We start from the raw sequence: 22,380 nt of genomic DNA, 5'->3' as shown, positions 1-22,380 counted from the left end.
AATTTATTTAGATATAATACCATTGTGAGTATGCTCTGTCTGAAGCATTTCATTCATGTCAACCATTGGGTTTAGCTGTCCTTGAACATCTTCATCTGTATTTTCGAAGTTCTGCTGACACAGTTCGGCTATCTGTCCATGATGAATTATCTCAATACATGGAGTTCCGGCAATAGCACATACAGCTTTACTGCTTTCTAAGATAATGTTTCCACCATTGCTTAGGGTTACCTCTTCATAATAATCCTGCCATTCGGTAATTACTGGCTTACATGGAGGTGGAGGGCTCCCCAGTTTAGGGCATGTTCCGAAACAATTCATTTCAAGCGTCGCCCCGCCAATTTCCATTGTAGTTACAATCAACTTTTTAGACCCTTGCGAATCATTAGCGTACTCCTTATTATGAGATAAGACTTTTATCTTATCGGGAGCACTACCAAACTGACATTTACATGTTGCGCCTTGTACAACTATAGCCTTTTTACTCATAACCTTATTTTTTTATTTTGACTATATGTATATCAATTATCTTTTGATATTCCAAATCAAGTTTTGTATTAAGTTTAATTTCTTCTATTGTATTAAATTCCGGTTCAATAATATAAAGGGCATCATATTCTCCTTTTAAAGGAGATTCTGATGGATATCGATTGTACTCCAATTTATTTTCCAGATCATCAATAGATCTCGTATCAGAAACTTCTCCTTTTATTATTATATTTATATGACCGTTTCGATCCAAATCTTTATGGATTGTTTGTTGTACCGAATATTCGATACCTTCCGTATCAAGAATAAATGGCACATTTATAATATTATTAATTGAATATCCTGATGTATAAGTTTGATATATATCATTAAAATATGCATGGAGAAACCAATCGTTTCGTAAGCTATTTAATAAGGCATCCTCATCTTTTAAAACTTTCTCATTTAGAGATATGTACTTTTCAACAATCTCACCCTCATTATAATTTAAAATTTCTTCTTTTGTTTTATCCCAACGTTTTTGTATTTCTTCAACATTATTAATATCTATAATTCCGTCTTTACGTGTAACTGCTAACTCCAGAGGGTATAATACTGATGCAACTTTTATAGCTAATTCATCGGCTACAAGATCCGGTTTCTGTTTATTTATCTTATAGGTTTCATATAACTTATTTATTTCAAGAAGAAAGACATCTTCTTGTTTCTCAATCCATTTTATTGAAACATGGTATTCTATTTTATTTTCTTTTGGTCCATTTATTAGAAGAAGAGTCACTTTATAAGCAAAAGTTTCGGGGTAGAATTTCATTAACAATGTATTACCATAACCAAATGATACTTGTTGAGATATAGCAACCACTTTAGAAATACTTTCTTCTACCACATTAAGTTCTTTTACTCTATCCCATAATTCAGGTAATAAATAAATTTCTTCCAGATATTCAGGTAAATTATCTTTTATAACATCATCCAGACGACACATATTATTATGGTATCTTTTCCAGATTTCTTCAGCTATACCAAATAATTCTGTAATTACAGTTATAGTATCGGTTTTCTTTACCCTGTATTTTGGATGCGGAGCTTTCATCTTATATCTTTTAATTGTCGAACGTTTTTTCTTACTCTTTTTTATCCTCATCTTATAAAAAATTAAATAGAATCAAAATATGGATCAATATTTTCTACTTATTTTTGTAAATCCTGAGAATTTCTATATCACAAACTTTAATATATTTTTACTGTAAAATATTTACCATAATCAGTATACATTTGCTTAAAGAACAGTATATCTGAATGATTATACAGCTCATAAATATAATAATTGTTACTTTTCCTTGATTTATAATCAATGTCTGAAGAATAGTCAAAGAAGTTTTGCAAAATATTTACATTTATATTTTCAAAATCTGCTTTTATTTTTTTTCGTTCTATATTATTTACAGAGTCAGTTATTATACGAAAATCTATTTTTTTTTGAGGAAAGCTTACTCTTATACGTTCATAACATAAAGCCGAAGAATCCGGTCTGGAAAAAAAGAAGTAAGGATTCTTTCTATTCGACTCATTAATGTAATCTATTCCATCTTCAAAAGATACATCATTCTCATTCCCAACTATAACTAATGTACCGGGATGTTCATTTGAGAAATCAAACAAATATTTAATATAAGAATATTCATCTCTGAATTCAGGATATACATAATATGTACAATTATATACATCTTGCAAATGATAGATATGCGGTTCTTTATTCGACCTATTATAAAGTGTATTTCGAATAGCAAAAGCTATCGCAATAAGACAAATAACAACAAATAAGGAAATAATAATCTTTTTCATCTAGTCGCTTGTCCATTTATCGTTAAAATATTCTCCGATTTATAGATTATTTCAGTTTCGAATGGTCGATATTTATTTCCTGAACCAAAATAATGCTGTAACATAAAGAATGCATTAAGAGAAGGAATATATCCTTTTAAATATTTCGTTTTCTGTAACTGAAATTCTGAATGTGCTGCATTTGATGTCTGTTCAAAGAGGGCTTGCTTTCCGAACCAGTTTTGTTTCTCTCTCTTTTCTGCAAAAATTTCATCAAAAGATTTACCTTGATAAATGTCTCCCCAATCAGAACCATACCAGTCTCCTATATACATTCTTGTTTCTACTTTATATGTATTATTAGTTATTTCCCTTATATCCAAGTCTACTTTTATAGTTTGCGTTCCTCCCATTAAACCATAAAATTCGTGTTTACCTTCTCGTACAGAACGAACGTACATTTCTCCTATTTTTGAAAAATTGGGAGTGATAGTCCATTTTTTATCTCTAAATAGTTTTTCTATAGCTGTCTTTTCTATCGTTTTAATATCATGCTTCTCCAATATCTCTTTTATTATCTCCAAATAATTATTGAAATACTGTTTGAAAACCTGGTTAAAAGCTAAATCTTTTGATATTCGAGTATTTTCATCAAAACTTATTTTTTTTCCTCCTCCAGTATAAAAGTTTTCTATTATAAGATCAGCTGTATCCTCTTTTAATACATCTCTTGTACCCAAGTTTAATGCGCCTTTACCTTCGTACAACAATCGAACATTTTCTTCCGTTTCTTTTTTTAATCGGTCTATTGTATCAGCACCTAATACTCCTGCCATATCATGGCTGCTATATACATCACGCCGGTTCTTCTGTATACCGGAGATAGAATCATCATTTATTTGTAACTGTCCCCATTTCTTTGTCCCCTTATATTGAAAACCTTTAGCACCAGCACCTAAGAGAAGACTTACTTTATCGGACGGAGAGTCCAAATATGCATATAGCAGCATATGTTCATAAGTAAGTTCTCTTGCATATATGTAGCAATTTTGAGTAGAATCAAATACCCCTCTTCCTTGAAACGAAAAAAGCTCTTCTTTTATCTCCACAATTTTGTCTTTTTCCAACTTTCCCCATTTTGCCTTCGGAGGAGCGAAAGTAATTTGATCCGGAGATATTGTATCTGTATAAGCTTTAAATATGTACTTATGACCTGCAACAGGATTCTCTACCTTATCTCCTTGTTGATCAAAAGGTCCCTCCAGTTTCACAATTAATAATTTCTTTTTCTCAGGAGGTGGCGTATATGTTCCAAATTGAATCGATGTCATAATATCACTCTTTGTTGGCTTGTAAAACAATTTTCTTATTACAATTCAATGATAGGTTCTCTTTTGTAGATTCGATATAATCATTTCTAGCATTTTTTGAAGGCTCGTTCATTTATAGACATAAATAACCATTCTTTGACCCTCTATTGAATCTTTTGAACTATTCATTAATTTATTATAATCACAAATCTTCACCATTATTTTTTGTTTTTCGTACACGACGAAACCTCTTATAGTATCAACAGTATTATGTTTATCAATAATAATATTTTCGTCTCTTCTTAACTCCACACAATAATTTTTCATTTTTTCATCAAATCTTAAATATCCTTCTTTATCAACTAAAGCATATAATATAAAACCTTCAGAGCCACTTTTATAAAAATATTCGGCACAACCATCTACATTATAGAATGTCCTATTTTCCATTACTCCTTTCACATCGTTAATTTCTATTATTATATTTTCAGAATAATTACCATCAACAAAAATCATAATTTCGACTCTTTCTACTATTTCTTTAATATTTGCCTGATTTAGTAATAGCTCTTTCTTTATTGATTTATTCTGAACACAACTAGAAAAAAGAATTATATTAAAAAATATGTAAATAAAATACTTCATCAAGGTAAGCATAAGTTATTTTTTCACCTTCTTCATTAACCCAATAGCCCTCAATTATTTCTGTTTTTTTTCTTCAGCTTCCTCATTCTTGGGAGGCGTATATGTTCCAAATTGAATCAATGTCATAATATTACTCTTTATTACCTTGTGAAATACTCTTTACATTATTTTCTTTTCAAGCTTTAGTCTTACGAAAAAAAATAAATTTAAAAAAGAAAAACAATATGAATCCTATCAGTATATTTATAAAAAAAGAAATTGGATTTGTTCCATATTGATGTGTACTTTCTACTTCAAGTCTGTAATAAAAAATAGGATAACCTAATGAAAATTTATAATTGGCTGTTATCATATTGAATAAAAATGAAGTAACCAAATATCCTCCAAAAGTGATAAAATACATCAATATATATACAGTTATTTTTTTATAGTTAAATTTTCCCATGTTTCCTTCTCTTTTAAATAATCTCCTCCTTCATCATACTCTCCTCTTGTATAATAATAAACTGGAAGTATTTTTCCATCGGCAACTGTTCTTAAATATACTTTACTACCCCAAACATTAAGAATAGTTTGATCAAATTCTTTTGTGGAATAACTCCCTCCAGCACCACCTGCTAATCCTCCTGAATGCAATACCATTGGCTGCAATGATAAAAATGTTTCTGCCCAAGGTAAACTATTACAACCGTAAAATGCAGCAACACTAGCATCTTTATCAAAATTAAAATTAATATCTTTCCACGCTTTTTTTTGAAGCTGTCCTTTATCAAAAGGATCACCTGTTTCTTGGAACAAGTCAAGAGTATTTGCTTCATCATAATTCCCTACAGGTCCATTCGCAGAGCCACAATGTCCAAATACACTAAATTCATATGTTTTTCCGTAGCCTTCTTTTTGAGCTTTCTTTACTTCTGACTCAACAATTTTCTTTAAATTTCCTAGATTACCATCTGTTATATAAATTAACTTGTCTTTGGGATATTTTTCCTCAATTTCAGCTTTTCGTGTTTTTGCCGAATCATAAATGTCACTCCCTCCATCTAAATTTAATACAATTCTAACTCCTCCTTTTTCCTCTTTTACTACTTCTTCTTGTGGTGGCGTATATGTTCCAAATTGAATCGATGTCATAATATCACTCTTTGTTGCCTTGTGAAACAATTTTCTTATTGCAATTCAATGATAAATTCTCTTTCGTAGACTCTATATTTACACTCTCTGCATACTTTATCAAGCTACCAGAATTAGAGGTATATTTATCATTCATCTTAATAATAAGATTTTTTGCACGTTTATTTATTGCCATAACTAATTATTTTAGAACAGATTACTTTTTTCCGCACTATTTAATAAGACTGTTTTCCCACTTTGTAATGTCATATTCTCTTTAGAGCTAAAAACTGTAACTTGCTGCGCGACTTCATTAGATGCCTTAGAATTTCTCTTATAATCTTTCTCTATCATCTCAGTTTTATTATCAGCCGTTTCTGTAATATCCCTGCTTGCCGTCTGATTAATATCTCCACCCGCAGTTTCATCAATATTCTGTCCAGCATCTACCGATATATTTTCACCTGCAGTCACCGAAATATTTTTACCCACAGTAACATCCATATTCTCACCCACAATAATAGTCATATTCTTTGGCGCATTAACAGCAATATTACCATCGCCATCCATATCCCAAGTATTACCACTGGGATCTTCGATATGTAAAGATTTTTGATCGTCATTGAAGACGATTTTTATACCACTGCGTGTAATAATACTCTTTTCCGCATTATTGGCTCCGCCTCCCGTTCCATTCTTTCCGTGAAACATCGATCCCATTACATATGGCAGATTAGGGTCTCCAAACTCAAAACCAACCATTACCTGATCTCCCTGTTCAGGGACGAAGACCATTCCTCTATTTGTTTCGACCGCATCGCTCGATCCGGCACTTGGTGTCATTACCCTAAGCCATACTTCGCTCGCCCGATCTTGTGCAAACGGGAACTCCACTCTTACGCGTCCTTGCCCCTGCGGATCATCATTACGAATAACTGTTGCCCTGATGGATTCCGCAATAGGAGCTTTCACTCCGGCAGTAGGTAAGAATTTAAGGTCTGCTGGTATTCCTTCAAATTCGCAATTATAAGTAAAACGGCCATTTACAGTATGCTTTACCTTGGTTATGCGATATGTTCCTAAATCACTTGCATCCGGCATATTGGAAGGCATCTCGATTGTCAATAAACGTCCTATACGGGGAGCACATGTTTTAGCCTCTCCCTGTATATATACTGTTTGTGATGCATTACTTACTTTTTCATGGCCAACCAATTCTGTCAAAGCCCCTATATCATCTACAGATATACTTAACGGTGCTACAATAGGGCGTTTCTCTGTTAACTCCCGGCTTCTTTCCGCAGCAGATTTTACATATTCATCAGCATCATCAATACGCTCGGGAGCATCTTGACTGATAGTATCATCATTTTCCGGCAAATATTGATAACGTTTAAAATTATTGGCCAATAGTTTCGAACCAAACCTGAAACTTGTAATTTCCTTATCATATGTAACCTTAATAGGTTCCCACTCCCTATGCGTACCAAATACAAGATCCATTCCTGTATAATACAACGTTTCACCCGTGATAGAGGATAAACGTCGCAAGAAATCCCAATCACTTTCCTGGTACTGCATCAAGAAACGTAACTGACCATTATAAACAGGGTTGTTAACACAAGGTAGCCGGTCTTTTTTATTGATAATTCCCTCTGTGACTTCTTCAAATACACGTTGAAGGGTCATATCACAAAATATATCGTAGCGTTCCCCTCTCTCCAACAAGATCGTCGGGCTGTTTCCTGATAATACCAAATAGCCATGCTTACCTTCATTTCCCCAATGGTGGACATCGCTGATAATCCCTCTGAAAACATAAGCATTCGCATTATCATCACCTTGTTGTATCTCTATATCCAAAAAACGTCCTATTAATTTCATATGTTCCAACGGATTTCGCATAAAATCATGCTTCATCCTGTCATAATCCATTACAACCGTGAAGGTATGATGTTCCGAAAAAGACTGCTCGAGTGTGAGGTTTTCATAATCGACCTGATTTCCTTCAATATATACAAAAGCACTTGTTTTTATCTTTTCATCCTGTGAATATCCTGCTGCCATATCGTTTTAGTTTATAAAGTTTATAATTTTGTATTTATTCCCAAATATGCAGTATGCCCTTTTCCTGATAACCTGAATTTGGCATGGGTATCGAACAACTTATAATTTATATTTTTGTTCCTGTCAAAAGGTATAAGCATATCTATCAATCTTGTCAATATTTGCTTGTTGGAACCGTTTGATTGGAATGATTTCATTTCTTCCGTACTTACCGGTCCGATAGTAATATCCAAATCCGGATTACTACTTTCAACAGATCTGCCCAATACAAAGTTAACGCCCAGCTGACATTGACCTAATCCGTTTTTTTCTCCTGGTGAAAGTTTAAGCCTTGATTTTTGCCCCTCCCGGATACTTACAGGACAACCGAGAATAATACCCATTGCTGTTGCCATTTGGAAATAACTTTGTAATATTTCCGGTATGGATGGAACTATTCTGATAAATAACAAAGCCTGTTTAAGAGTCATATATTGCAAAATATGCCACTGTTCTTTGAATATCTCACGCAAATTATCGTGAATATGGGCTTTATCAAATTTCAATTCATATAACTGTGCATCAACAAGTACCTGATCTATTGCGATCTCAAAGGGTTGAAAAAAATGACGGGCTTGATTCTCCTCATCTCGCTGGCTTCTGATCTTCGAAATAATATCTTCTGCATCACGCTGATGCATACCACTTTCGGGCTGATGAAAGATACCTTCCGGCAATGAATCATATATGCCAGATCTGTTCGTATAAACATACAGATATTCCAATAGATCATAGTTCGAGTAGATATATCCAATCTTATGAATATCTTTCGAAACATTACGCTTATTTCCGCGTTGGCGTACAATTACAGTTCTCTCTTCATCCTGTCCGTTTTCAACCAACCCTGCAACAATAGCCTCAGTCTTGAAATCCGTATCAAGTGTATTGAGACTTTCTATTGTATGTACCTTATTTGTTTTCATCATTGTAATTTTAAAATCAATCTAAAATTGTCCAACCACCTTTGGCGGAAGATGTCGTACTTTGATGTACCCTTTCGGAGACGATAATATTTTCTTTATGTTGTCCGATATATTCAAGTGTACTTAGTTTCATCCATAATTCAGATATTATTCGTAGGAAACTCTCTACTTGCAACATTACAGAACGAATACCATGGTGTTCATAGATAATACTCAGTGTGCCGGAAAGTAGTTCTTCAAACGAGCCGGGAGTTATATCACTCCATTCATAAAAGTATTTCAGCAACTCCTCTTTTTCTGTTTTATTGATATAGTTTAAACTGGAAAAACAAATATGAGATAATGTAGAAAAATAATTAACGATTTCAACCGGTGCAGCATCTTTTCCCATATTTCTGTATCGAAAATAGATGGAAGCAATATATGACATCATATTCTCGCACACAGAACAAATATGATTAGCGATTGGTGAATTCTGTGTCCGATTACGAACTTTGGCAATAATTAGCTTGGATGCACGCTCGATATCATTCAGATAACTTCCAAAACACTCGTAGTAATGCAATAGTTCAGAGTGGCTACTGATACAAGTACATGGAGGAATGTAATTTGTATCCACTTCAAAATGTTCTCCCCGCTGACGGATGCGCCCAATAACCAAATGGTAAAAACCGAGCTGCTCATTGTTGTTCTTTCCTTGTGGTACAATAGAAATCTGATAATACTCACTTACATCCGGATGACGGGGAGGAATTTCTTCATTAGGAATACCTGTTGGAATCCGTTTATAAGGATCAACCGTCAGTATCACATCCCAATATTGTACATCAGAGCCCCCTTTTTCATTGTTATCTCTATCCAGCGAATGAGTGTAAAGCAGATAATTATCCTGAGGTGGATTGTATGAAATACGGCATCCTTCGGAAGTTATTGCATTACACCGCCAAAGACGAATTTCGACTTTTCCTGTAACACGTTCACTAATATCAAATTCTGATGAATCATATAGCTTATTTGGAGATGGTAAAAGACCATAGTTATAACTTGTCAAATATGTCTGTTGCATATCACAAAGGCGATCTATAAAATAATTTTCTGTCTGCTCCAGATGTGCTGTATTCACATCCATCGCCTCTGTCCAGTTTACCAACCGATATTCATGTTTTTTTTCTTGCATTATATTTGATTATTATTGGTTTACAAATTCTTTTTCAAAGAATATTCTTCATATTTAGTACGTTTTCCGATAATCACATTCCGTTCTTTTATCTTATTCTTTGCAAAAGATAATTCAGGGTCTATATACTTTCGACGCCCTAAGATTGTACTGCTTGTATAAAATATCCAACCATAAGAATTCTCGTAATCTGTATATATAATAGGATTTTGCGGTGATTTTTTATTATAGTTATCAATAAAGACTTTAAACCAGATTCCAAAAGGGATCTCTTCTGATGCTTTCGCCTTGATATTGAGGGGTTTTATATCTGACACTTCTTTTGTAAGTTCCAATTCGACAACAATTATCCTGTTCTGATCGAATGTTTCTATGTCAACTCCCGGCTTTTCTTTTAGGTAAGACCATATTTTATATATTTCCAAAGGTATTTCCATAAAACTCCGGTATGCTTTCCGAAAAAGAGTCGGAAAGATAAAAGGTATCAGGCATGTACAAGCCCATAAGCCATATTGAAGTTCATTACACAGATTAAATATCAATGAGAAAAGTGCTGCTGCGACAAACATGGTGATAAATACAATAAGAAACTCAACATAGTAAGGCTTATCATTTACTTCTTTTAATACTTTAGGCAGAAGTTTTAGATTATACCATCCCAAAAACAAATATATTAACTGTAATAAGATATAGAAATGGGGCATAAACCAATAATCAATAAAGCCAAATACACCGGGTACGGCTAGTACTATACAGGAAAGTAAGAAATAGAATATGACTTTTTTATTGCTTAAAAGCTGATTTTTTTTTGCAACAAACATCATTACAATTCCTAATACAATACCAATGACAGGTAATAAAATGTAAGTCAGTATAAATTCTGTGGCGACTAGTTCCATATTTTTACTTTATAAATAATTTCTTAATCCCATCATATTATAAATATCCTGTAACGAAAGGTAGCTGGCGAATGTGCCTGTAATAATTCTTTCAAAAATTGCCTTTCATCCGCACTTATACTTTCTAAATGGGAGTCTGTTATTTGTATATAAACATCTGTTGTCTGTAAAAAATCGTTTGTTTTGTCAGGGTTTTCCTCATATCCATTCTTTATTTCAATACCTTTAATAGCTTCAGGTAATTCTTTCTTACAAAAAGAAATAATATCCGATTCTGTTACAATTAGCGAGCTTTTTGTCAAAGATTTTTTATATTGCGCTGTTTTTATGTCAGCTATAGAAGATGAATGCCCCTTTGTCACAGGTAAAAGTGAGTAAATACTACCCGGGAGTACTGTATTATCTGAATCAGAGTAAAAAACAGCTCCAGCTCTCATTCCATTGGCTATCTCATAGTTTATTATCCAATATTCTAAAAAATATATTTCCTGCTCTGAATTTTGGTCGACAAGGATGTAGTTTTCTATGTTATAATTTCCGTTTATATTTCGGGCTGTTTCCTTTAAATTTCTCAGAACTTTACCCATTTTAAGGCGAACCTGTTTCAGATCGCTTTTTATATCTTTACGATTACGAAAAAATGACGAGGACTCTCCACTCAGCTTGTGAATAGCATTGAAGAGGAATTCCCCGGCATCCCTACTGTTGAAACGCTCAAATCCTCCGTGACGAAGCGAATATAAATGAAATATACTGTTTTCGGATTCTTCAATAGGAATATCATAATACTGATGTCCAAGAGAATCTGTCAATGAACAAATCGACAAAAAAGATTCATTGGCTCCTGTACGTAATGGAATAACCGGAAATACTTCGTTTACCTCACATGTTTGATTAATAAGCTCTTTACATGTAACAGGAAATGTGTTGATGCTAATTTGTAAAGATTCAATTATATCTACAGGCAAACTTGCCGGACAATTTACCGATATCCAGAGAAGCGGTTTCGGTATATTTTCATACAGCGTATCATCAAATTTTTCTTTCAAGTAATCTGGTAATATTTCTGTTTTATCTGTTACCGGAAAATTATTATTTATAGATAAATAATGAGGATCATACAATGTTTTTATCTTTCTGTTTATTCTGTTTGAGTTATCAAAGGATGAGTAGAATTCCAGAACCTTATTTTCATGTATATTTTCCATCACACTAATACCTCTTTGTAATTGTAATTCTTGCCCTTTAATCTTCCAATCAGCCTGCACAAATTCTCTCAAAAAAGTATCCTTCCCCTGTGTAGCTGATAGGTTAAGGTAAAATGATAAACCCTCCAAGTTAGTTATGGTATGGTCCAATTCCATTCCAAACCAAAATGTATTATCAGGAAAGGAACTTTTCGATTTACTGCGAGCTAATAGTTTTTTTGTCCCATATGCTTCTATGGAATAGAATTGTCCCTTATAAACAAAGTATTTTATGTCTCCCTGATAGATAGATGTATTACATACGGGATAGAACGATAAACGGCGACGTTTCCCATCATAAGTACGGTCGCTATAAAACGGCATTCGGGTTGTTATAGGGAAAGAGGATTGGGATGGACTCGCATGCAATATCGTATGGGAAGGAAAAGAAGTGTGCTCTATATCTGATACCAATGTAGAAGAAAGTTTGTCAAGAATACGGTCTTCCATCCTTTCTATTTCCCCTGATAACCGATAGATTTCTTCACACAAAGACTCCAGAAAAAGATTACTGACAGGATCAATAGTGTCGGTTTGACCCAGCCCATAGTATCCGGCAGCAAAATGCCATATGCGATCCTTTATCGCTTGCTTATTTTTATATGTTTCTGACATAATTATCTATTCTGTTGCTAATGGCCCCAAATACAACGCGTATTTAAACTCGCAACGATTATTTGTTGAAACAATCAGGCTATTAACCAGTACAGTTACTTTCTTTTTTATTGCTGTTGTTTTCATCAGCTTATCTTCTCTGGCAACCTCTTCTATATGAATAGTTACAGATATATCTTTTAGTCTCGGCTCAAATTTTGTAATTGCTTCTTTTATATAGCTTTTAAAATCGCTTTCCCATCTTTCACGGGATACGACCCGCTCAAAGTCCATGTCCCAGATATGGCAACCATAGTTCTTATCAAACTTATGTTCTCCCGGACAAGTCGTTAAAAGTAATTCTACATGTTGGTCGATGGATTCAACTTCACTACACATTTGAGGCTCGGCTCCATTCTCTCCTAACAGGGCTTCAAATCGGATAGGCAGTTTATAACAGGTTTTATCCATGAGTATATTTCTTTTTAATGTTTACGCGAAACAGAGTTCAACGGGCTGCTGTCAAAACGGCTGACCCTGCGTTTAGGTTTGATCGGAGACCAGTTGCTTCTTCTTACCTGCGCTCCGTCGTTTATTATTTTCCTGAACTGTTCCAATGTATTATAATTGGTTACTTTCAGATAATATATATTATCTTCAAACGTCCCTTTCAAACGGCATTCGTATATAACAACCAGATAGTTATATATTTTATATTTATTGTTATACTTTGATGTTTGCCCGGTATCCAAAGGATACATATCAAGCAAGCATAATCCTATTTGAAGTTCTGTTTTGGTTATTTCGTCCTTTTTATATTCTTCCGGTTGCTTTATTACAAAGCATCCTTTATTTGTTAATCCATTGGAATATACATCTATTTTCTGCACCGTTCCCCAACCTTCAACATCTCCTGTATGCCAGATATCAAGTTTCAGATAAAGGTAGAAATCGGATAATGTATACATGGTATGAATTAAGAATTACAAATGATGAATGATAAATTAATAACTGGTCACTGATTATAACGTTTCCACTTATTCTCAAAAACCTCTTTATCTATCTGAAGATGGCGAGGTGAAATAACAAACGTTGTCAATACTCCTGATCCCCCAGGTGACATCACTTGCTGGAAGCTGATGCAATAGGCATCTTTAAATGACATTTGCATCAAAGCCCCTTCGGTAATTTTTTCTTCATTTGCCAAGAAGCGGATTTCACCGCCCTGTTTTTCAAGGGTATTCATCATCCACGCAAATAATTCTTCTTTCGGTTCTTCACTGATAGTAAGCATCAGCAAACCTCCATAAGTATCTCCATCCGGTTTGTTTTTATCATTTATATCCTGCCTGAAATCCAGATCAAATTCTTCGAGGATATAGGTATGCCCTCTATGGATAAAATGGACAACCATAGCCGGTTCTTTTTTTCCGGCATATAGCTTTCCTTTTCGTATCCTTGAGAAGAATCCTTTCAGCATTGTATCGTTTTGGTTTGTTCGGATTAATGAAAACGGTTTTTGTACTCCATTTGCCCAACTATTATACGCTGAGCATTGATTGTCAGAAGCAAAGTCACGTTACGGTTTGCATCCTCACTGGGTTCGTAATGCATCCGAAAACTAATACAGCGTGCTTCTTCGAAATAGATCTTACCCATCGATTCTTCATATCCATCATGTATGGCTATTTCACCATTGCATTTCCGATACCCGTCAAAAACCCATGATAATAGCTCGGGAGTAGGAAGCATAGGTAAAGCAACACGAATATTTCCGCCTAATACGTCTGTCCGCACTTCACCTTCTTTGGTTATCCCTTTGTTAAAAGAATAATCGCAATGAAGGACATCATAATTCTCAAAATATAAATTTTGTGTATTATCCTTGCTTGGTTTTCTCAGACGCAATGTTGCTTTACCATCCATTTCCTCTTTTGTTATATTACAATTTGTCGATATGCTAATTAGCTCCGCCGAACGTTGTTTTGATAATTAATATACTAATTTGCTAATTTTCAAATATGCTAATTAAAAAATCGAACTTGTCCACTCTTCATTATTGTTGTTCCACATCCGTATTCCAGGTATTCTCCTCTTCACCTTTTGTTCCGTCCAGTTTAATAACAAAACTCTTAGCAGGGAAGAACGGAGTGATATGGATATCCAGATAGATACGGTCTTTTTGATTCGGATCACGCATAAAGCGAACAATCTTGAACTTCTCGATCAAACGGTCAGGGCCTTGCACGCCATCCAGGAATTTAATAATTTGTGCGCGTAAGTCTTTTTCTGTCTTAGTACTCCAATTTTCAAATGCACGACGATTCAAGAAGTCAAACAAAACTTTCATAATATAGTCGAATACACGCACAACCGAATATGTTTGTAATCCAAGATTATCTCCATTGAATAGTGTTTTTCCTGAGAAAGCCATCACTTTTCCATATTCATTGACCATCGGTATCAATCCCATCTTATCAAGTTGTGAAATTTCACTTTTCTTCAATGGGAATGCAACACTTTCTACTTCATTGATACCTCCGTATTTCTTACCGGCTGTAATCTGAGACATTAGTGTGCTATATACTTTCCCGGCTAATGCTGCGGCTGGCGATACATGAAGGTCCTGTTCTTCACCGAGTTCATTATATTTTCCACGTCCGATAAGCCAGTTACAAGCCATACTGGTATTGGCTTTGAATGCATCGGCACTTGCCAGATTGGCCGTATAGAACATTTCCACAACATCATCAGGTTGATCCAAGTCCATAAAGTCGGTATACAAAAATGCTTTATTGTCGTAAGCAATCTTAGACCACTTATCCAATACTTTTGCACTTCCCAAATAGCCCGGAATAACCAATAGAGAATAGTTTTCTCTTAAATCCAGTTTATCATAATTTTGCTTCAATTCATTTGCTACATGATCGATAAAACGTGAATTGTCTAAATCAGTTATTTGTTCCGGAGATGCGTTAACAATAGAGATATTCTTTAGTTTTTCCTCTTCTGTATTCTTATAAAAAAGCATTACATTACGATATGATTTTTCCAAGTCATATACAGCTTCGACAGCCTTCAACTGGTTATCTTTTAACAGCTCTGATGCTTTTTCCGCACTTTCTTTGGATTTATCCAACATCTCAGAAACACTACCTGATGAAGATAGTAGCTCAATCCAAAGGTTGATATTACTCTTTAGTGCTTCTCTTGATGCCTTCTTATCGTTATCGTTTAAAAATGCTTTCTTTCGGGCTGCCCGTTCCGGGTTCATCGAGGCAATACCTTCTACCGACGATTCAAGGAAACTAAAGCCTCCGAACTTAGCCAGTTTATTGACTGCTTCATTTAACTGTGCTTTTTCGGCTCCTTTCGCGGATTTGGATTTCTCAACTACTGCTGATTGTTCTTTTACTTCTGCCATTTTATTCTCTTGTTGTTTTGTTATTCTGCTTCGTTTAATTCCACCAGTATTTGCTGTAGAGCTTCAATCATAGCTTCTTTGCTCTCGGCATTTTCTAAAGCCCGTTGCAAGACTTTATTGGAACGTAATTGCTTAACAAGGTTTTCAAAAAAGTTTTTTTCTGTACTGATTCCTTTTAAAAATTGACTTTGTTCTGTCATATTTTTTACTGAAAAATCACCGACTGTATTGAAGTGGAATTTTTCGGTTACAGGCTGTCCTTCCGCATTTTCAAATTCAACTTCTTTCTCCGGCTTGTAATGGGCAAAGACTTGTTCGATAGTAGTTAAACCCTTTACCACTTCCGGATTGACAGGCTCTTCGGCTGTCAGTTTCTCGATTAGCAAGGTTTTGTTTTCAGGAATAGCAGCAATCGCCTCCGATACATCGGGTTTGACCTCGTTCCCGCCTATTTCATAATTGTTTATCATTGAATTATTTATTTAGATTTAATAAAAAATAGTTATCTTTGAAACGTGTTCGGATATATTAAAAGAAAACCGGTTGGTACTTTTATAGCATCAACACTTCTTTTATCCGGATGTTAACAAGAAAGCAGGGCGGAGAGATTCTCAAGATCTTTGCTGGAACCGGAGAAATCCACTCCGCATCTGCTTCATTTTTAATTTGCCGGCCAGTTTTGTTCGATCTGAGCTCCTCCCATCTTAAGAACCTGAGCTGAAACTGTAAACTTCAAAGACATAGGTCTTGAACCGACTACATCGATCGATTCTTCGAATGCGATGATATAACCGTTTTCAAAAGTAAGCTCTTTCATTTTAGCTTCCTCATCACCTTTTTTGAACACGACGCTCCCTGACACAGGCTTATAAGACGATGCCATTGCTTCCAATATTGACGTATCTTCTGTCGATTCGACATGGATTGTCACTTCTCCGCCGTAAATGTCAGACGATGGACGGCCTTTTGAATCTCTGTCTCTTTTTAGGGAATAGCTGCAATCAAGTACGTCGAACTCTTTGCCTCCAAAATTTAATGTCGCTGTAAACGCCATAGGTTGTAAAATTTTAATTGTTAATAATATAATAGTTATATAAAGTGCTTACAGACACAAATACAATAAGAATTTGATTTTTTAGTTTTGTAAAACAATTTCTAATCTGTTTATGTTATATGTATGCACATTTATTTTAAGCCCTTTGGTATTAATATATTAATAGCTCAAGTAATTTTGGGAATTTACATCCATATTTACAAAAATATTTAGATCAAAAAATATTTGATAATTGAATGTGTAATCCCGTATATTTCCAGTGATAAAGTATCCTCTTTTGGGTACAAACCTCCAAAAGCAAAGGAAAGTAAAATTTTGTTGTCAGCATCCGATTTTTAATAGTTTTTTCTTAAATATTTTTAATAAACAGTTAATATACAGATTATCAAACACAAACATTAACAATTCATTCTTCAAAAGAAATTCATACAGTATTTTCTCTATAAAAACAATACCCAACATGCAAAACACAGTTTTTATTTTTAACATATGCTCATTATTAGATATTTACATTTTCAAAATATAGTTTTTTTTTACTTATATAAACATTATAGCAACCGGTTTATAAATATTTACAGATAATATAATGAAGGGAAACAATTAAATTTAAAACTAACAATCAGCAGTTTACAAAAAAAGCATCTTAATTCCTTCCCTAATAGATATTTTTATTAAAAAAATAAGAATAAAGAATATGTCTCTTGTCATCAGGATGAATTTTAGTATGTTTTTTTGTCTCAGGATATGGTAATCTATTCCATTCTTCTTGTGATACTCCAACTTGTATCTCGTAGTAGCACCAAACAATAAAACTATTATCCCATACTCCCTGAAATATCGTTCCCTTGTACAATTTCATAAATTCATCAAGTTCCTCCTGATTGCGAAAAGCCAGTCCGCTACCGGAATATAAATAACCGTCTTTTTTCCAATTTTCCTCTGAATGCTTATCTAAACGAATCCTCCGCCACTCTTTAGTTGAAAATTTTCCATACAAAGCATTCGGCTGAATATATTCCCAAACACTGACCTCTGCCTTAAAATGAACAGCTCCGCCTCCGCAAGCCCCATTCCAACCCCAATCACAGAACTCTTTCTCCTCCTTCCCCACATATTTCAAAGCTTTGGGTGGAATATGCAGCCATCCGCCGCCACTGGTATTACACCTTATTCCATTTTTATCACCGCTCGGATAGATAAAAGGAACGTAAGGTTGTTCACAGACTTCGAAGCCGCAATCATCCAATCCTTCCAGATGGGCTTCGTGGTAATAGTCTCCATGTCTGGTGGTCAAACGGATAATATCCCCGTTCCTGGGATGCTTGCTCGAACGGCTACCTTCAATAAGACTGACATATCGATTGGCTTTATCCACATCGTATTGCCTTACACCATGCTTTAAATGATAAGAGCCATTCAAGGGGATAAGGTTCGCTATATTATATTTGTCCTGATGGATATTATTATTACCTATAAAATTTTTATTCTTCGGATAAGGTCTTTTAAAACCATGCGGATAATCTCCATGCTGGCATTCATTCCGATAAGCAATTCGTTGACGTTTTTTGACTTTAGGTAAGTCTTTTATACGTAACACTACCCGGCTATTAAAATCCTTTTCGCAATTATAGCACCGGAATGGGTTCTTTTTTTGCATCGATTTGCATACCGGACGCCCGCACATAGGGCAAAATCGTCGTGTTTTCATTTTTATAGGGATTTTGATTGGGTTGTTTCTAAATAGTGCATGAAATCCATTGAATGGCAGATATGATGTTTTTCTTGATTCCGGTAGCTTAAATCCCCGGCACTGATCAGGTAACCATGAGCATTCAGGTATAGATAATCGGAAACTTCATCCTCATATAAGGATATATCATTCTTTATCGGTTCATATCCTATCTGGCTGCGCCCCTGCTTTATTAATGGAACTCCTTCCGGGTTGTTTACCCTATACCTGTTGGAAAAAAAAGGGTATCTGGATAGTTTATCATAAACTGTTTTTCGATGGGTATCATCATGGTAACAATCATTGCTCATTTCCAACATACAGTCCAATTCTGCCGGATTCGAGTCTTCGTCCTGATAGTCATATAGCTTTGAACATATTGCTATGAAATCATCACTCATAGATGTCTTTGAACCGTTAGTTATAATCTGAAATTCCCGCACAGGGATTTTTCTGCGTTTTAATTGCAACAGGATAAATTTGATAGTTTCTATATTCATAGACGGTTCTCCGCCGGTCAGGTTCAGATAGCCGATTTCTTTAACATACCGAAGAATATTAATGATATATTCCGGTTTTATGTCGATATTTTGAGCCGCACCTCTCATACAATGGCGACAGCTCATATTGCACCGGCGTGTGATCTCTATCGACATCCGGGGTATTTTTACATTTTTCATAGCTTAATATTGTATTTAGCGAATACGCTTAATATCTGCTTCTTTGTGGAATTCTTCTTTAACTTGGAGAGATCTTCATAAAGGTTCAATGCATCTTGCATTTTCTGCACATTCTTATTTCCAAATATTGTTGCAATTTCATCATTCCAGGGTTTATCAGGACATGTGTCCCTGATTATGCCAAATCCGGAAGTATTATGTCCCGGTTTCTGCTTTTCTTCATAGATATAGCGTTGTCCCATAATTATTATATTTGTTATCTGTTTATAAAAGCTTGTCTCCAATCGTCATCCGAAAGGTTATCTTCATAGCCGAAGGATTCCACATCGGTACAGCCTTCTTTAAGCATCTTGATTTCCTTGTCTGTAATAATAGTAGCCTGATGGTCTACCCAAACAAAGGATTCTATGGTAGCATGAGGCTCATCATCGGAACTTCTGATATCATAGGTATAAAGATTTCCAGGGATACTTTGCCTGTCGACTCGCATCGGTGTATATAATGCTTTTAAACCATTGATTGTAACAGCTTCGAAATCTTCTACTTCATCAAATTTTATTGGTTTCATAATGTTCTTTTTTTAAAGAAAAATCCGGACTATAAAGCCCGGATAAATGATTTTTTGGTCTATACTAATTAAAGACCGTAGATTTTACTAATCAATTCGTGTATTTCTAAATCTACAGTCTTTTCCCATGAGAATGGATAGCGCTTCTCACTTCGGTACTCTCCGTCTATTTTTTCTTGTTGTTCGGTTATAATAACTTTCCCATTTTCATCGACAACCTGAATAAGCATATCTGTACGTAAAGGACAATTTGGTTCTTCCCAATCAGGGGTTACTGTAAGCCATTCTACTCTATCGTCACTCCTCGATTCCATACGGCAGTACTTATGTTCACCATTAATAGCTTTATAAATATCCCGGCAATAGCCGGAATTGTCGTAAATAAAGCGGACTCTCACTGTTAAAGTAAGTTGCTCTTTGGGAATCATAATTTTATTTCTAATAGCATCTGCTTTCAGCTCTTTACTCTGATCCGGATATTTTTCATCTATCCAATCATATTCCGACAAGGGGAAGTATGCAAACTCATGGTCTCCGGCTACCTTGTAGTCGACAGCTGTTCCTTTAGGAACTTCCAATATACCATAATGTATGAATTCAAACTTGTAATCTTCTTTTAATACTCTGTATAACATAATGTGTATTTTAAAATAGTTATCACTTTATTAATCACTTAGCTCCAGAAAAGGAATTCTCCGCCTAACTCCTCTATGCGGTTATTTATCTCTTCAATTTCCTTCATTAGCAGGCGGCAGTCAAATTCTTTTTTTTCTCTGTTGTATTCATTGATGAGCCGGATGACAGTTTCATCTTCACAAGGGATGACAAATGAATATTGGAAATTGTAGATAAGCTGGCCCTCATATTCTACCAGCTTAATATCCGGATTTCGTCTGTCAATATCATAATGATTTATATTCCCTAAATAGCATTTTCCGTTTACTTCCTTAAATTTCTCGATCTTTGCCCTCGAAATATCATTTATGGAAGTGTCGAACTCTGAACTTCCCCCTAAATCACGATGACGCTTGATGTATTCAATTGTGAGAGAATCTAATTCCTCCAGTGTCTTTTCTTTATAGTTCATATCTTTGATTTTTAGAATTCTAATAGTAGGTTTATATTAGAAAATACGTTCCTTTATTCATCTTTTATCACTTTGTTTGCAATTTCCAATAATACTTCATTAACTGCTGATTGATAGGCCTGTTTGATTTCATTCCTGCCCCAGCCGGTCTTGTCTTCCAATTTTTGATGGAAAGTCTCCTCTATTTTCTTTAATAAATCTGATGTTTTCATTGCTTTATATTTTGTTATAATTAATAATTTGTATTTCCTCTGTCATACATGATAAATACCCAACGGTAAATTAGTCTTTTACTTTCTGTATGCATATACCTGTAATATTGCTGTAAAAAATGACATGCTTCTTCTGTCGTGAAGACTACGACTCTTTCGTCTTTGGAATAAGCGGCAACTTCAATCTTAAGATTTTCAAACCGATTAGTTAATTTCGTTTCAAATAATTTTTTAAGCTCGGTTACATCCATCTTTGAAAATAAAACAGGCTTCAGTACAGGGTAAGATTGGGTGACGGAAGCGGATGAATTCTCATATTTGGCATAGTATTCTATACTATGGATTGCATCCTGCGATAGTTTTTTATCATAATAAGTTATCTTTCTATTGTAACCTATATGCGCCACCATCATATAATCGTTATGTTCCTCGCGGTTTCTGTCAGCAACACTGATACCATTACCCAAACCGCAAAACATTAAATCTTCTTTCATAGTCCTTGATATTATATTATAATGGTGGTTAATACGATTACAAACAGTATTATTTTTAAAGAAAGCGACAGTACATCAAGTGCCAGTCTGATGGCTTTTTTAATAATACCCAAACCGAGTATAGCTAGCACAATATATACCGGTATTCCTTGCAACTGTCCTTGTATAATAAAATACACGAGAGCAATCAATCCTAATGGGATCATCCCTGATAATAAGAATCTTTTCATAATGCTGTCATTTTATAATTTCAGTAGCCGGAAAATGATGTGTCGCGGAAAAACAAGGTTTTTGGGTAAAATACAACCCTTTAGGGTGGAGATTTTATCCAAAACAATGCCTGACCTTGTTGCATCCGTCAAGGACACATCATAGTTTCGCTAAATGAAATAAAATGACGGGATTATGAATCTTTCTTATAAAGTATTTTATAAGTTATCCATGAAATGTTTGTGTGAATAGAGTATGTATCACCGGTGGATTAAGCGATACATTTTATAAAAAAAGATGATTTGCCCTGTTATTTTTTGTCTATAGTAAAAGCTTTCGATGCTTTGAAAGCAGGGATATCGTGGGCAGGGATAATAATAGTCGTATTTTTACTAATATTACGCGCAGGCTTTTCAGCTCTATGCTTGACGACAAAGCTTCCGAAACCTCTAAGGTACACATTCTTATTGCGAGCAAGAGAATCTTTAATTGTCAACATAAGTGTTTCTACAATTTTTGTCACTGCATTTTTATCTATTCCTGTATTCCCGGAGATTTTACTAATAATATCAGCTTTTGTCATATGTACTTATAT

The 22,380-nt window shown here is 34.6% G+C and carries 29 protein-coding genes; all 29 read right to left on the bottom strand.

Translation table 11 applies throughout. From position 1 onward, the window contains the following. Positions 1–3: 3 nt before the first annotated feature. Entirely contained in the window at positions 4–489 is a 486-nt protein-coding gene (locus tag D0T66_RS13840; protein ID WP_163357901.1) for a DUF4280 domain-containing protein, read from the bottom strand. Between the two features lie 4 nt (positions 490–493). Next, complete coding sequence (locus D0T66_RS13835) at positions 494–1,582, bottom strand: hypothetical protein (protein WP_163357900.1); 1,089 nt, start codon at positions 1,580–1,582, stop codon at positions 494–496. Between the two features lie 137 nt (positions 1,583–1,719). Then, on the bottom strand, positions 1,720–2,334 hold the full coding sequence (locus D0T66_RS13830; RefSeq protein WP_163357899.1) for a hypothetical protein: 615 nt from the start codon (positions 2,332–2,334) through the stop codon (positions 1,720–1,722). Continuing rightward, positions 2,331–3,644, bottom strand: coding sequence for a hypothetical protein (locus D0T66_RS13825; RefSeq protein WP_163357898.1), 1,314 nt, complete (start codon positions 3,642–3,644; stop codon positions 2,331–2,333). Before D0T66_RS13825 ends, D0T66_RS13830 begins: the two co-directional genes overlap by 4 nt. A 108-nt stretch (positions 3,645–3,752) precedes the next feature. Next, positions 3,753–4,271, bottom strand: coding sequence for a hypothetical protein (locus tag D0T66_RS13820; RefSeq protein ID WP_163357897.1), 519 nt, complete (start codon positions 4,269–4,271; stop codon positions 3,753–3,755). 414 nt (positions 4,272–4,685) lie between these two features. Further along, positions 4,686–5,402 carry a hypothetical protein gene (locus tag D0T66_RS13815; protein WP_163357896.1) on the bottom strand — a complete coding sequence of 239 codons (717 nt, stop codon included), beginning with the start codon at positions 5,400–5,402 and terminating at the stop codon, positions 4,686–4,688. Between the two features lie 4 nt (positions 5,403–5,406). Continuing rightward, positions 5,407–5,577 carry a hypothetical protein gene (locus D0T66_RS13810; RefSeq protein WP_163357895.1) on the bottom strand — a complete coding sequence of 57 codons (171 nt, stop codon included), beginning with the start codon at positions 5,575–5,577 and terminating at the stop codon, positions 5,407–5,409. A gap of 11 nt (positions 5,578–5,588) precedes the next feature. Beyond that, positions 5,589–7,448: a type VI secretion system Vgr family protein gene (locus D0T66_RS13805; protein WP_163357894.1), complete on the bottom strand. Its 1,860-nt coding sequence runs from the start codon at positions 7,446–7,448 to the stop codon at positions 5,589–5,591. A gap of 20 nt (positions 7,449–7,468) precedes the next feature. Beyond that, on the bottom strand, positions 7,469–8,413 hold the full coding sequence (locus tag D0T66_RS13800) for a type VI secretion system baseplate subunit TssG (RefSeq protein ID WP_221412230.1): 945 nt from the start codon (positions 8,411–8,413) through the stop codon (positions 7,469–7,471). Between the two features lie 13 nt (positions 8,414–8,426). Continuing rightward, on the bottom strand, positions 8,427–9,587 hold the full coding sequence (locus tag D0T66_RS13795) for a type VI secretion system membrane-associated complex protein TssK (RefSeq protein WP_163357892.1): 1,161 nt from the start codon (positions 9,585–9,587) through the stop codon (positions 8,427–8,429). 20 nt (positions 9,588–9,607) lie between these two features. Next, positions 9,608–10,486 (bottom strand): TssN family type VI secretion system protein, encoded by an 879-nt coding sequence (locus tag D0T66_RS13790; protein WP_163357891.1) that lies wholly within the window; start codon positions 10,484–10,486, stop codon positions 9,608–9,610. A 32-nt stretch (positions 10,487–10,518) separates the two neighbouring features. Next, positions 10,519–12,348: a hypothetical protein gene (locus tag D0T66_RS13785; protein WP_163357890.1), complete on the bottom strand. Its 1,830-nt coding sequence runs from the start codon at positions 12,346–12,348 to the stop codon at positions 10,519–10,521. Between the two features lie 6 nt (positions 12,349–12,354). After that, a complete protein-coding gene (locus D0T66_RS13780) occupies positions 12,355–12,798 on the bottom strand; it encodes a GPW/gp25 family protein (RefSeq protein WP_163357889.1) in 444 nt (147 codons plus the stop codon). Positions 12,799–12,812: 14 nt separating this feature from the next. Next, positions 12,813–13,295 carry a hypothetical protein gene (locus tag D0T66_RS13775; RefSeq protein ID WP_163357888.1) on the bottom strand — a complete coding sequence of 161 codons (483 nt, stop codon included), beginning with the start codon at positions 13,293–13,295 and terminating at the stop codon, positions 12,813–12,815. 47 nt (positions 13,296–13,342) lie between these two features. Beyond that, entirely contained in the window at positions 13,343–13,807 is a 465-nt protein-coding gene (gene tssD / locus D0T66_RS13770; protein WP_163357887.1) for a type VI secretion system tube protein TssD, read from the bottom strand. Positions 13,808–13,830: 23 nt separating this feature from the next. Then, positions 13,831–14,253, bottom strand: a complete 423-nt coding sequence (gene tssD, locus D0T66_RS13765; RefSeq protein ID WP_163357886.1) for a type VI secretion system tube protein TssD — start codon at positions 14,251–14,253, stop codon at positions 13,831–13,833. A 130-nt stretch (positions 14,254–14,383) separates the two neighbouring features. Then, the gene (locus D0T66_RS13760) at positions 14,384–15,751 is read right to left on the bottom strand and encodes a DUF5458 family protein (protein ID WP_163357885.1); all 1,368 of its coding nucleotides are present in this window, start codon (positions 15,749–15,751) and stop codon (positions 14,384–14,386) included. A 20-nt stretch (positions 15,752–15,771) separates the two neighbouring features. Beyond that, positions 15,772–16,221 carry a hypothetical protein gene (locus D0T66_RS13755; protein WP_163357884.1) on the bottom strand — a complete coding sequence of 150 codons (450 nt, stop codon included), beginning with the start codon at positions 16,219–16,221 and terminating at the stop codon, positions 15,772–15,774. A 191-nt stretch (positions 16,222–16,412) separates the two neighbouring features. After that, a complete protein-coding gene (gene tssD, locus D0T66_RS13750) occupies positions 16,413–16,805 on the bottom strand; it encodes a type VI secretion system tube protein TssD (RefSeq protein ID WP_163357883.1) in 393 nt (130 codons plus the stop codon). Between the two features lie 655 nt (positions 16,806–17,460). Continuing rightward, the gene (locus D0T66_RS13745; protein ID WP_163357882.1) at positions 17,461–18,513 is read right to left on the bottom strand and encodes a DUF4121 family protein; all 1,053 of its coding nucleotides are present in this window, start codon (positions 18,511–18,513) and stop codon (positions 17,461–17,463) included. 2 nt (positions 18,514–18,515) lie between these two features. Further along, entirely contained in the window at positions 18,516–19,190 is a 675-nt protein-coding gene (locus D0T66_RS13740; RefSeq protein ID WP_221412229.1) for a radical SAM protein, read from the bottom strand. A 20-nt stretch (positions 19,191–19,210) separates the two neighbouring features. Further along, positions 19,211–19,456, bottom strand: coding sequence for a hypothetical protein (locus tag D0T66_RS13735; protein WP_163357880.1), 246 nt, complete (start codon positions 19,454–19,456; stop codon positions 19,211–19,213). Positions 19,457–19,470: 14 nt separating this feature from the next. Then, positions 19,471–19,782, bottom strand: coding sequence for an LPD28 domain-containing protein (locus D0T66_RS13730; RefSeq protein ID WP_163357879.1), 312 nt, complete (start codon positions 19,780–19,782; stop codon positions 19,471–19,473). Positions 19,783–19,850: 68 nt separating this feature from the next. Continuing rightward, positions 19,851–20,417 carry a hypothetical protein gene (locus tag D0T66_RS13725; RefSeq protein WP_163357878.1) on the bottom strand — a complete coding sequence of 189 codons (567 nt, stop codon included), beginning with the start codon at positions 20,415–20,417 and terminating at the stop codon, positions 19,851–19,853. A 38-nt stretch (positions 20,418–20,455) separates the two neighbouring features. Further along, entirely contained in the window at positions 20,456–20,869 is a 414-nt protein-coding gene (locus D0T66_RS13720) for a hypothetical protein (protein WP_163357877.1), read from the bottom strand. A gap of 53 nt (positions 20,870–20,922) precedes the next feature. After that, a complete protein-coding gene (locus D0T66_RS13715) occupies positions 20,923–21,081 on the bottom strand; it encodes a hypothetical protein (protein WP_163357876.1) in 159 nt (52 codons plus the stop codon). Between the two features lie 20 nt (positions 21,082–21,101). Next, the gene (locus D0T66_RS16215) at positions 21,102–21,575 is read right to left on the bottom strand and encodes a hypothetical protein (RefSeq protein ID WP_185154846.1); all 474 of its coding nucleotides are present in this window, start codon (positions 21,573–21,575) and stop codon (positions 21,102–21,104) included. Positions 21,576–21,586: 11 nt separating this feature from the next. Next, positions 21,587–21,805 carry a hypothetical protein gene (locus tag D0T66_RS13705; protein ID WP_163357875.1) on the bottom strand — a complete coding sequence of 73 codons (219 nt, stop codon included), beginning with the start codon at positions 21,803–21,805 and terminating at the stop codon, positions 21,587–21,589. A 290-nt stretch (positions 21,806–22,095) separates the two neighbouring features. Next, positions 22,096–22,368, bottom strand: a complete 273-nt coding sequence (locus D0T66_RS13700; RefSeq protein WP_163357874.1) for an HU family DNA-binding protein — start codon at positions 22,366–22,368, stop codon at positions 22,096–22,098. Between the last annotated feature and the right edge of the window lie 12 nt (positions 22,369–22,380).

This window comes from Dysgonomonas sp. 25 (assembly GCF_010501075.1).
Taxonomy (GTDB): Bacteria; Bacteroidota; Bacteroidia; order Bacteroidales; family Dysgonomonadaceae; genus Dysgonomonas.
Note: the sequence above shows the minus strand (reverse complement) of the source record. Positions and strands in the feature narration are given on the sequence as shown.

Excerpts from the sequence above, each read along its gene's own strand:
- D0T66_RS13840 (WP_163357901.1), bottom strand. The coding sequence starts at position 489 with ATGAGTAAAAAGGCTATAGTTGTACAAGGCGCAACATGTAAATGTCAG.
- D0T66_RS13835 (WP_163357900.1), bottom strand. The coding sequence starts at position 1,582 with ATGAAAGCTCCGCATCCAAAATACAGGGTAAAGAAAACCGATACTATA.
- D0T66_RS13830 (WP_163357899.1), bottom strand. The coding sequence starts at position 2,334 with ATGAAAAAGATTATTATTTCCTTATTTGTTGTTATTTGTCTTATTGCG.
- D0T66_RS13825 (WP_163357898.1), bottom strand. The coding sequence starts at position 3,644 with ATGACATCGATTCAATTTGGAACATATACGCCACCTCCTGAGAAAAAG.
- D0T66_RS13815 (WP_163357896.1), bottom strand. The coding sequence starts at position 5,402 with ATGACATCGATTCAATTTGGAACATATACGCCACCACAAGAAGAAGTA.
- D0T66_RS13810 (WP_163357895.1), bottom strand. The coding sequence starts at position 5,577 with ATGGCAATAAATAAACGTGCAAAAAATCTTATTATTAAGATGAATGAT.
- D0T66_RS13805 (WP_163357894.1), bottom strand. The coding sequence starts at position 7,448 with ATGGCAGCAGGATATTCACAGGATGAAAAGATAAAAACAAGTGCTTTT.
- D0T66_RS13800 (WP_221412230.1), bottom strand. The coding sequence starts at position 8,413 with ATGATGAAAACAAATAAGGTACATACAATAGAAAGTCTCAATACACTT.
- D0T66_RS13795 (WP_163357892.1), bottom strand. The coding sequence starts at position 9,587 with ATGCAAGAAAAAAAACATGAATATCGGTTGGTAAACTGGACAGAGGCG.
- D0T66_RS13790 (WP_163357891.1), bottom strand. The coding sequence starts at position 10,486 with ATGGAACTAGTCGCCACAGAATTTATACTGACTTACATTTTATTACCT.
- D0T66_RS13785 (WP_163357890.1), bottom strand. The coding sequence starts at position 12,348 with ATGTCAGAAACATATAAAAATAAGCAAGCGATAAAGGATCGCATATGG.
- D0T66_RS13780 (WP_163357889.1), bottom strand. The coding sequence starts at position 12,798 with ATGGATAAAACCTGTTATAAACTGCCTATCCGATTTGAAGCCCTGTTA.
- D0T66_RS13775 (WP_163357888.1), bottom strand. The coding sequence starts at position 13,295 with ATGTATACATTATCCGATTTCTACCTTTATCTGAAACTTGATATCTGG.
- tssD (WP_163357887.1), bottom strand. The coding sequence starts at position 13,807 with ATGCTGAAAGGATTCTTCTCAAGGATACGAAAAGGAAAGCTATATGCC.
- tssD (WP_163357886.1), bottom strand. The coding sequence starts at position 14,253 with ATGGATGGTAAAGCAACATTGCGTCTGAGAAAACCAAGCAAGGATAAT.
- D0T66_RS13760 (WP_163357885.1), bottom strand. The coding sequence starts at position 15,751 with ATGGCAGAAGTAAAAGAACAATCAGCAGTAGTTGAGAAATCCAAATCC.
- D0T66_RS13755 (WP_163357884.1), bottom strand. The coding sequence starts at position 16,221 with ATGATAAACAATTATGAAATAGGCGGGAACGAGGTCAAACCCGATGTA.
- tssD (WP_163357883.1), bottom strand. The coding sequence starts at position 16,805 with ATGGCGTTTACAGCGACATTAAATTTTGGAGGCAAAGAGTTCGACGTA.
- D0T66_RS13745 (WP_163357882.1), bottom strand. The coding sequence starts at position 18,513 with ATGAAAACACGACGATTTTGCCCTATGTGCGGGCGTCCGGTATGCAAA.
- D0T66_RS13740 (WP_221412229.1), bottom strand. The coding sequence starts at position 19,190 with ATGTCGATAGAGATCACACGCCGGTGCAATATGAGCTGTCGCCATTGT.
- D0T66_RS13735 (WP_163357880.1), bottom strand. The coding sequence starts at position 19,456 with ATGGGACAACGCTATATCTATGAAGAAAAGCAGAAACCGGGACATAAT.
- D0T66_RS13730 (WP_163357879.1), bottom strand. The coding sequence starts at position 19,782 with ATGAAACCAATAAAATTTGATGAAGTAGAAGATTTCGAAGCTGTTACA.
- D0T66_RS13725 (WP_163357878.1), bottom strand. The coding sequence starts at position 20,417 with ATGTTATACAGAGTATTAAAAGAAGATTACAAGTTTGAATTCATACAT.
- D0T66_RS13720 (WP_163357877.1), bottom strand. The coding sequence starts at position 20,869 with ATGAACTATAAAGAAAAGACACTGGAGGAATTAGATTCTCTCACAATT.
- D0T66_RS13715 (WP_163357876.1), bottom strand. The coding sequence starts at position 21,081 with ATGAAAACATCAGATTTATTAAAGAAAATAGAGGAGACTTTCCATCAA.
- D0T66_RS16215 (WP_185154846.1), bottom strand. The coding sequence starts at position 21,575 with ATGAAAGAAGATTTAATGTTTTGCGGTTTGGGTAATGGTATCAGTGTT.
- D0T66_RS13705 (WP_163357875.1), bottom strand. The coding sequence starts at position 21,805 with ATGAAAAGATTCTTATTATCAGGGATGATCCCATTAGGATTGATTGCT.
- D0T66_RS13700 (WP_163357874.1), bottom strand. The coding sequence starts at position 22,368 with ATGACAAAAGCTGATATTATTAGTAAAATCTCCGGGAATACAGGAATA.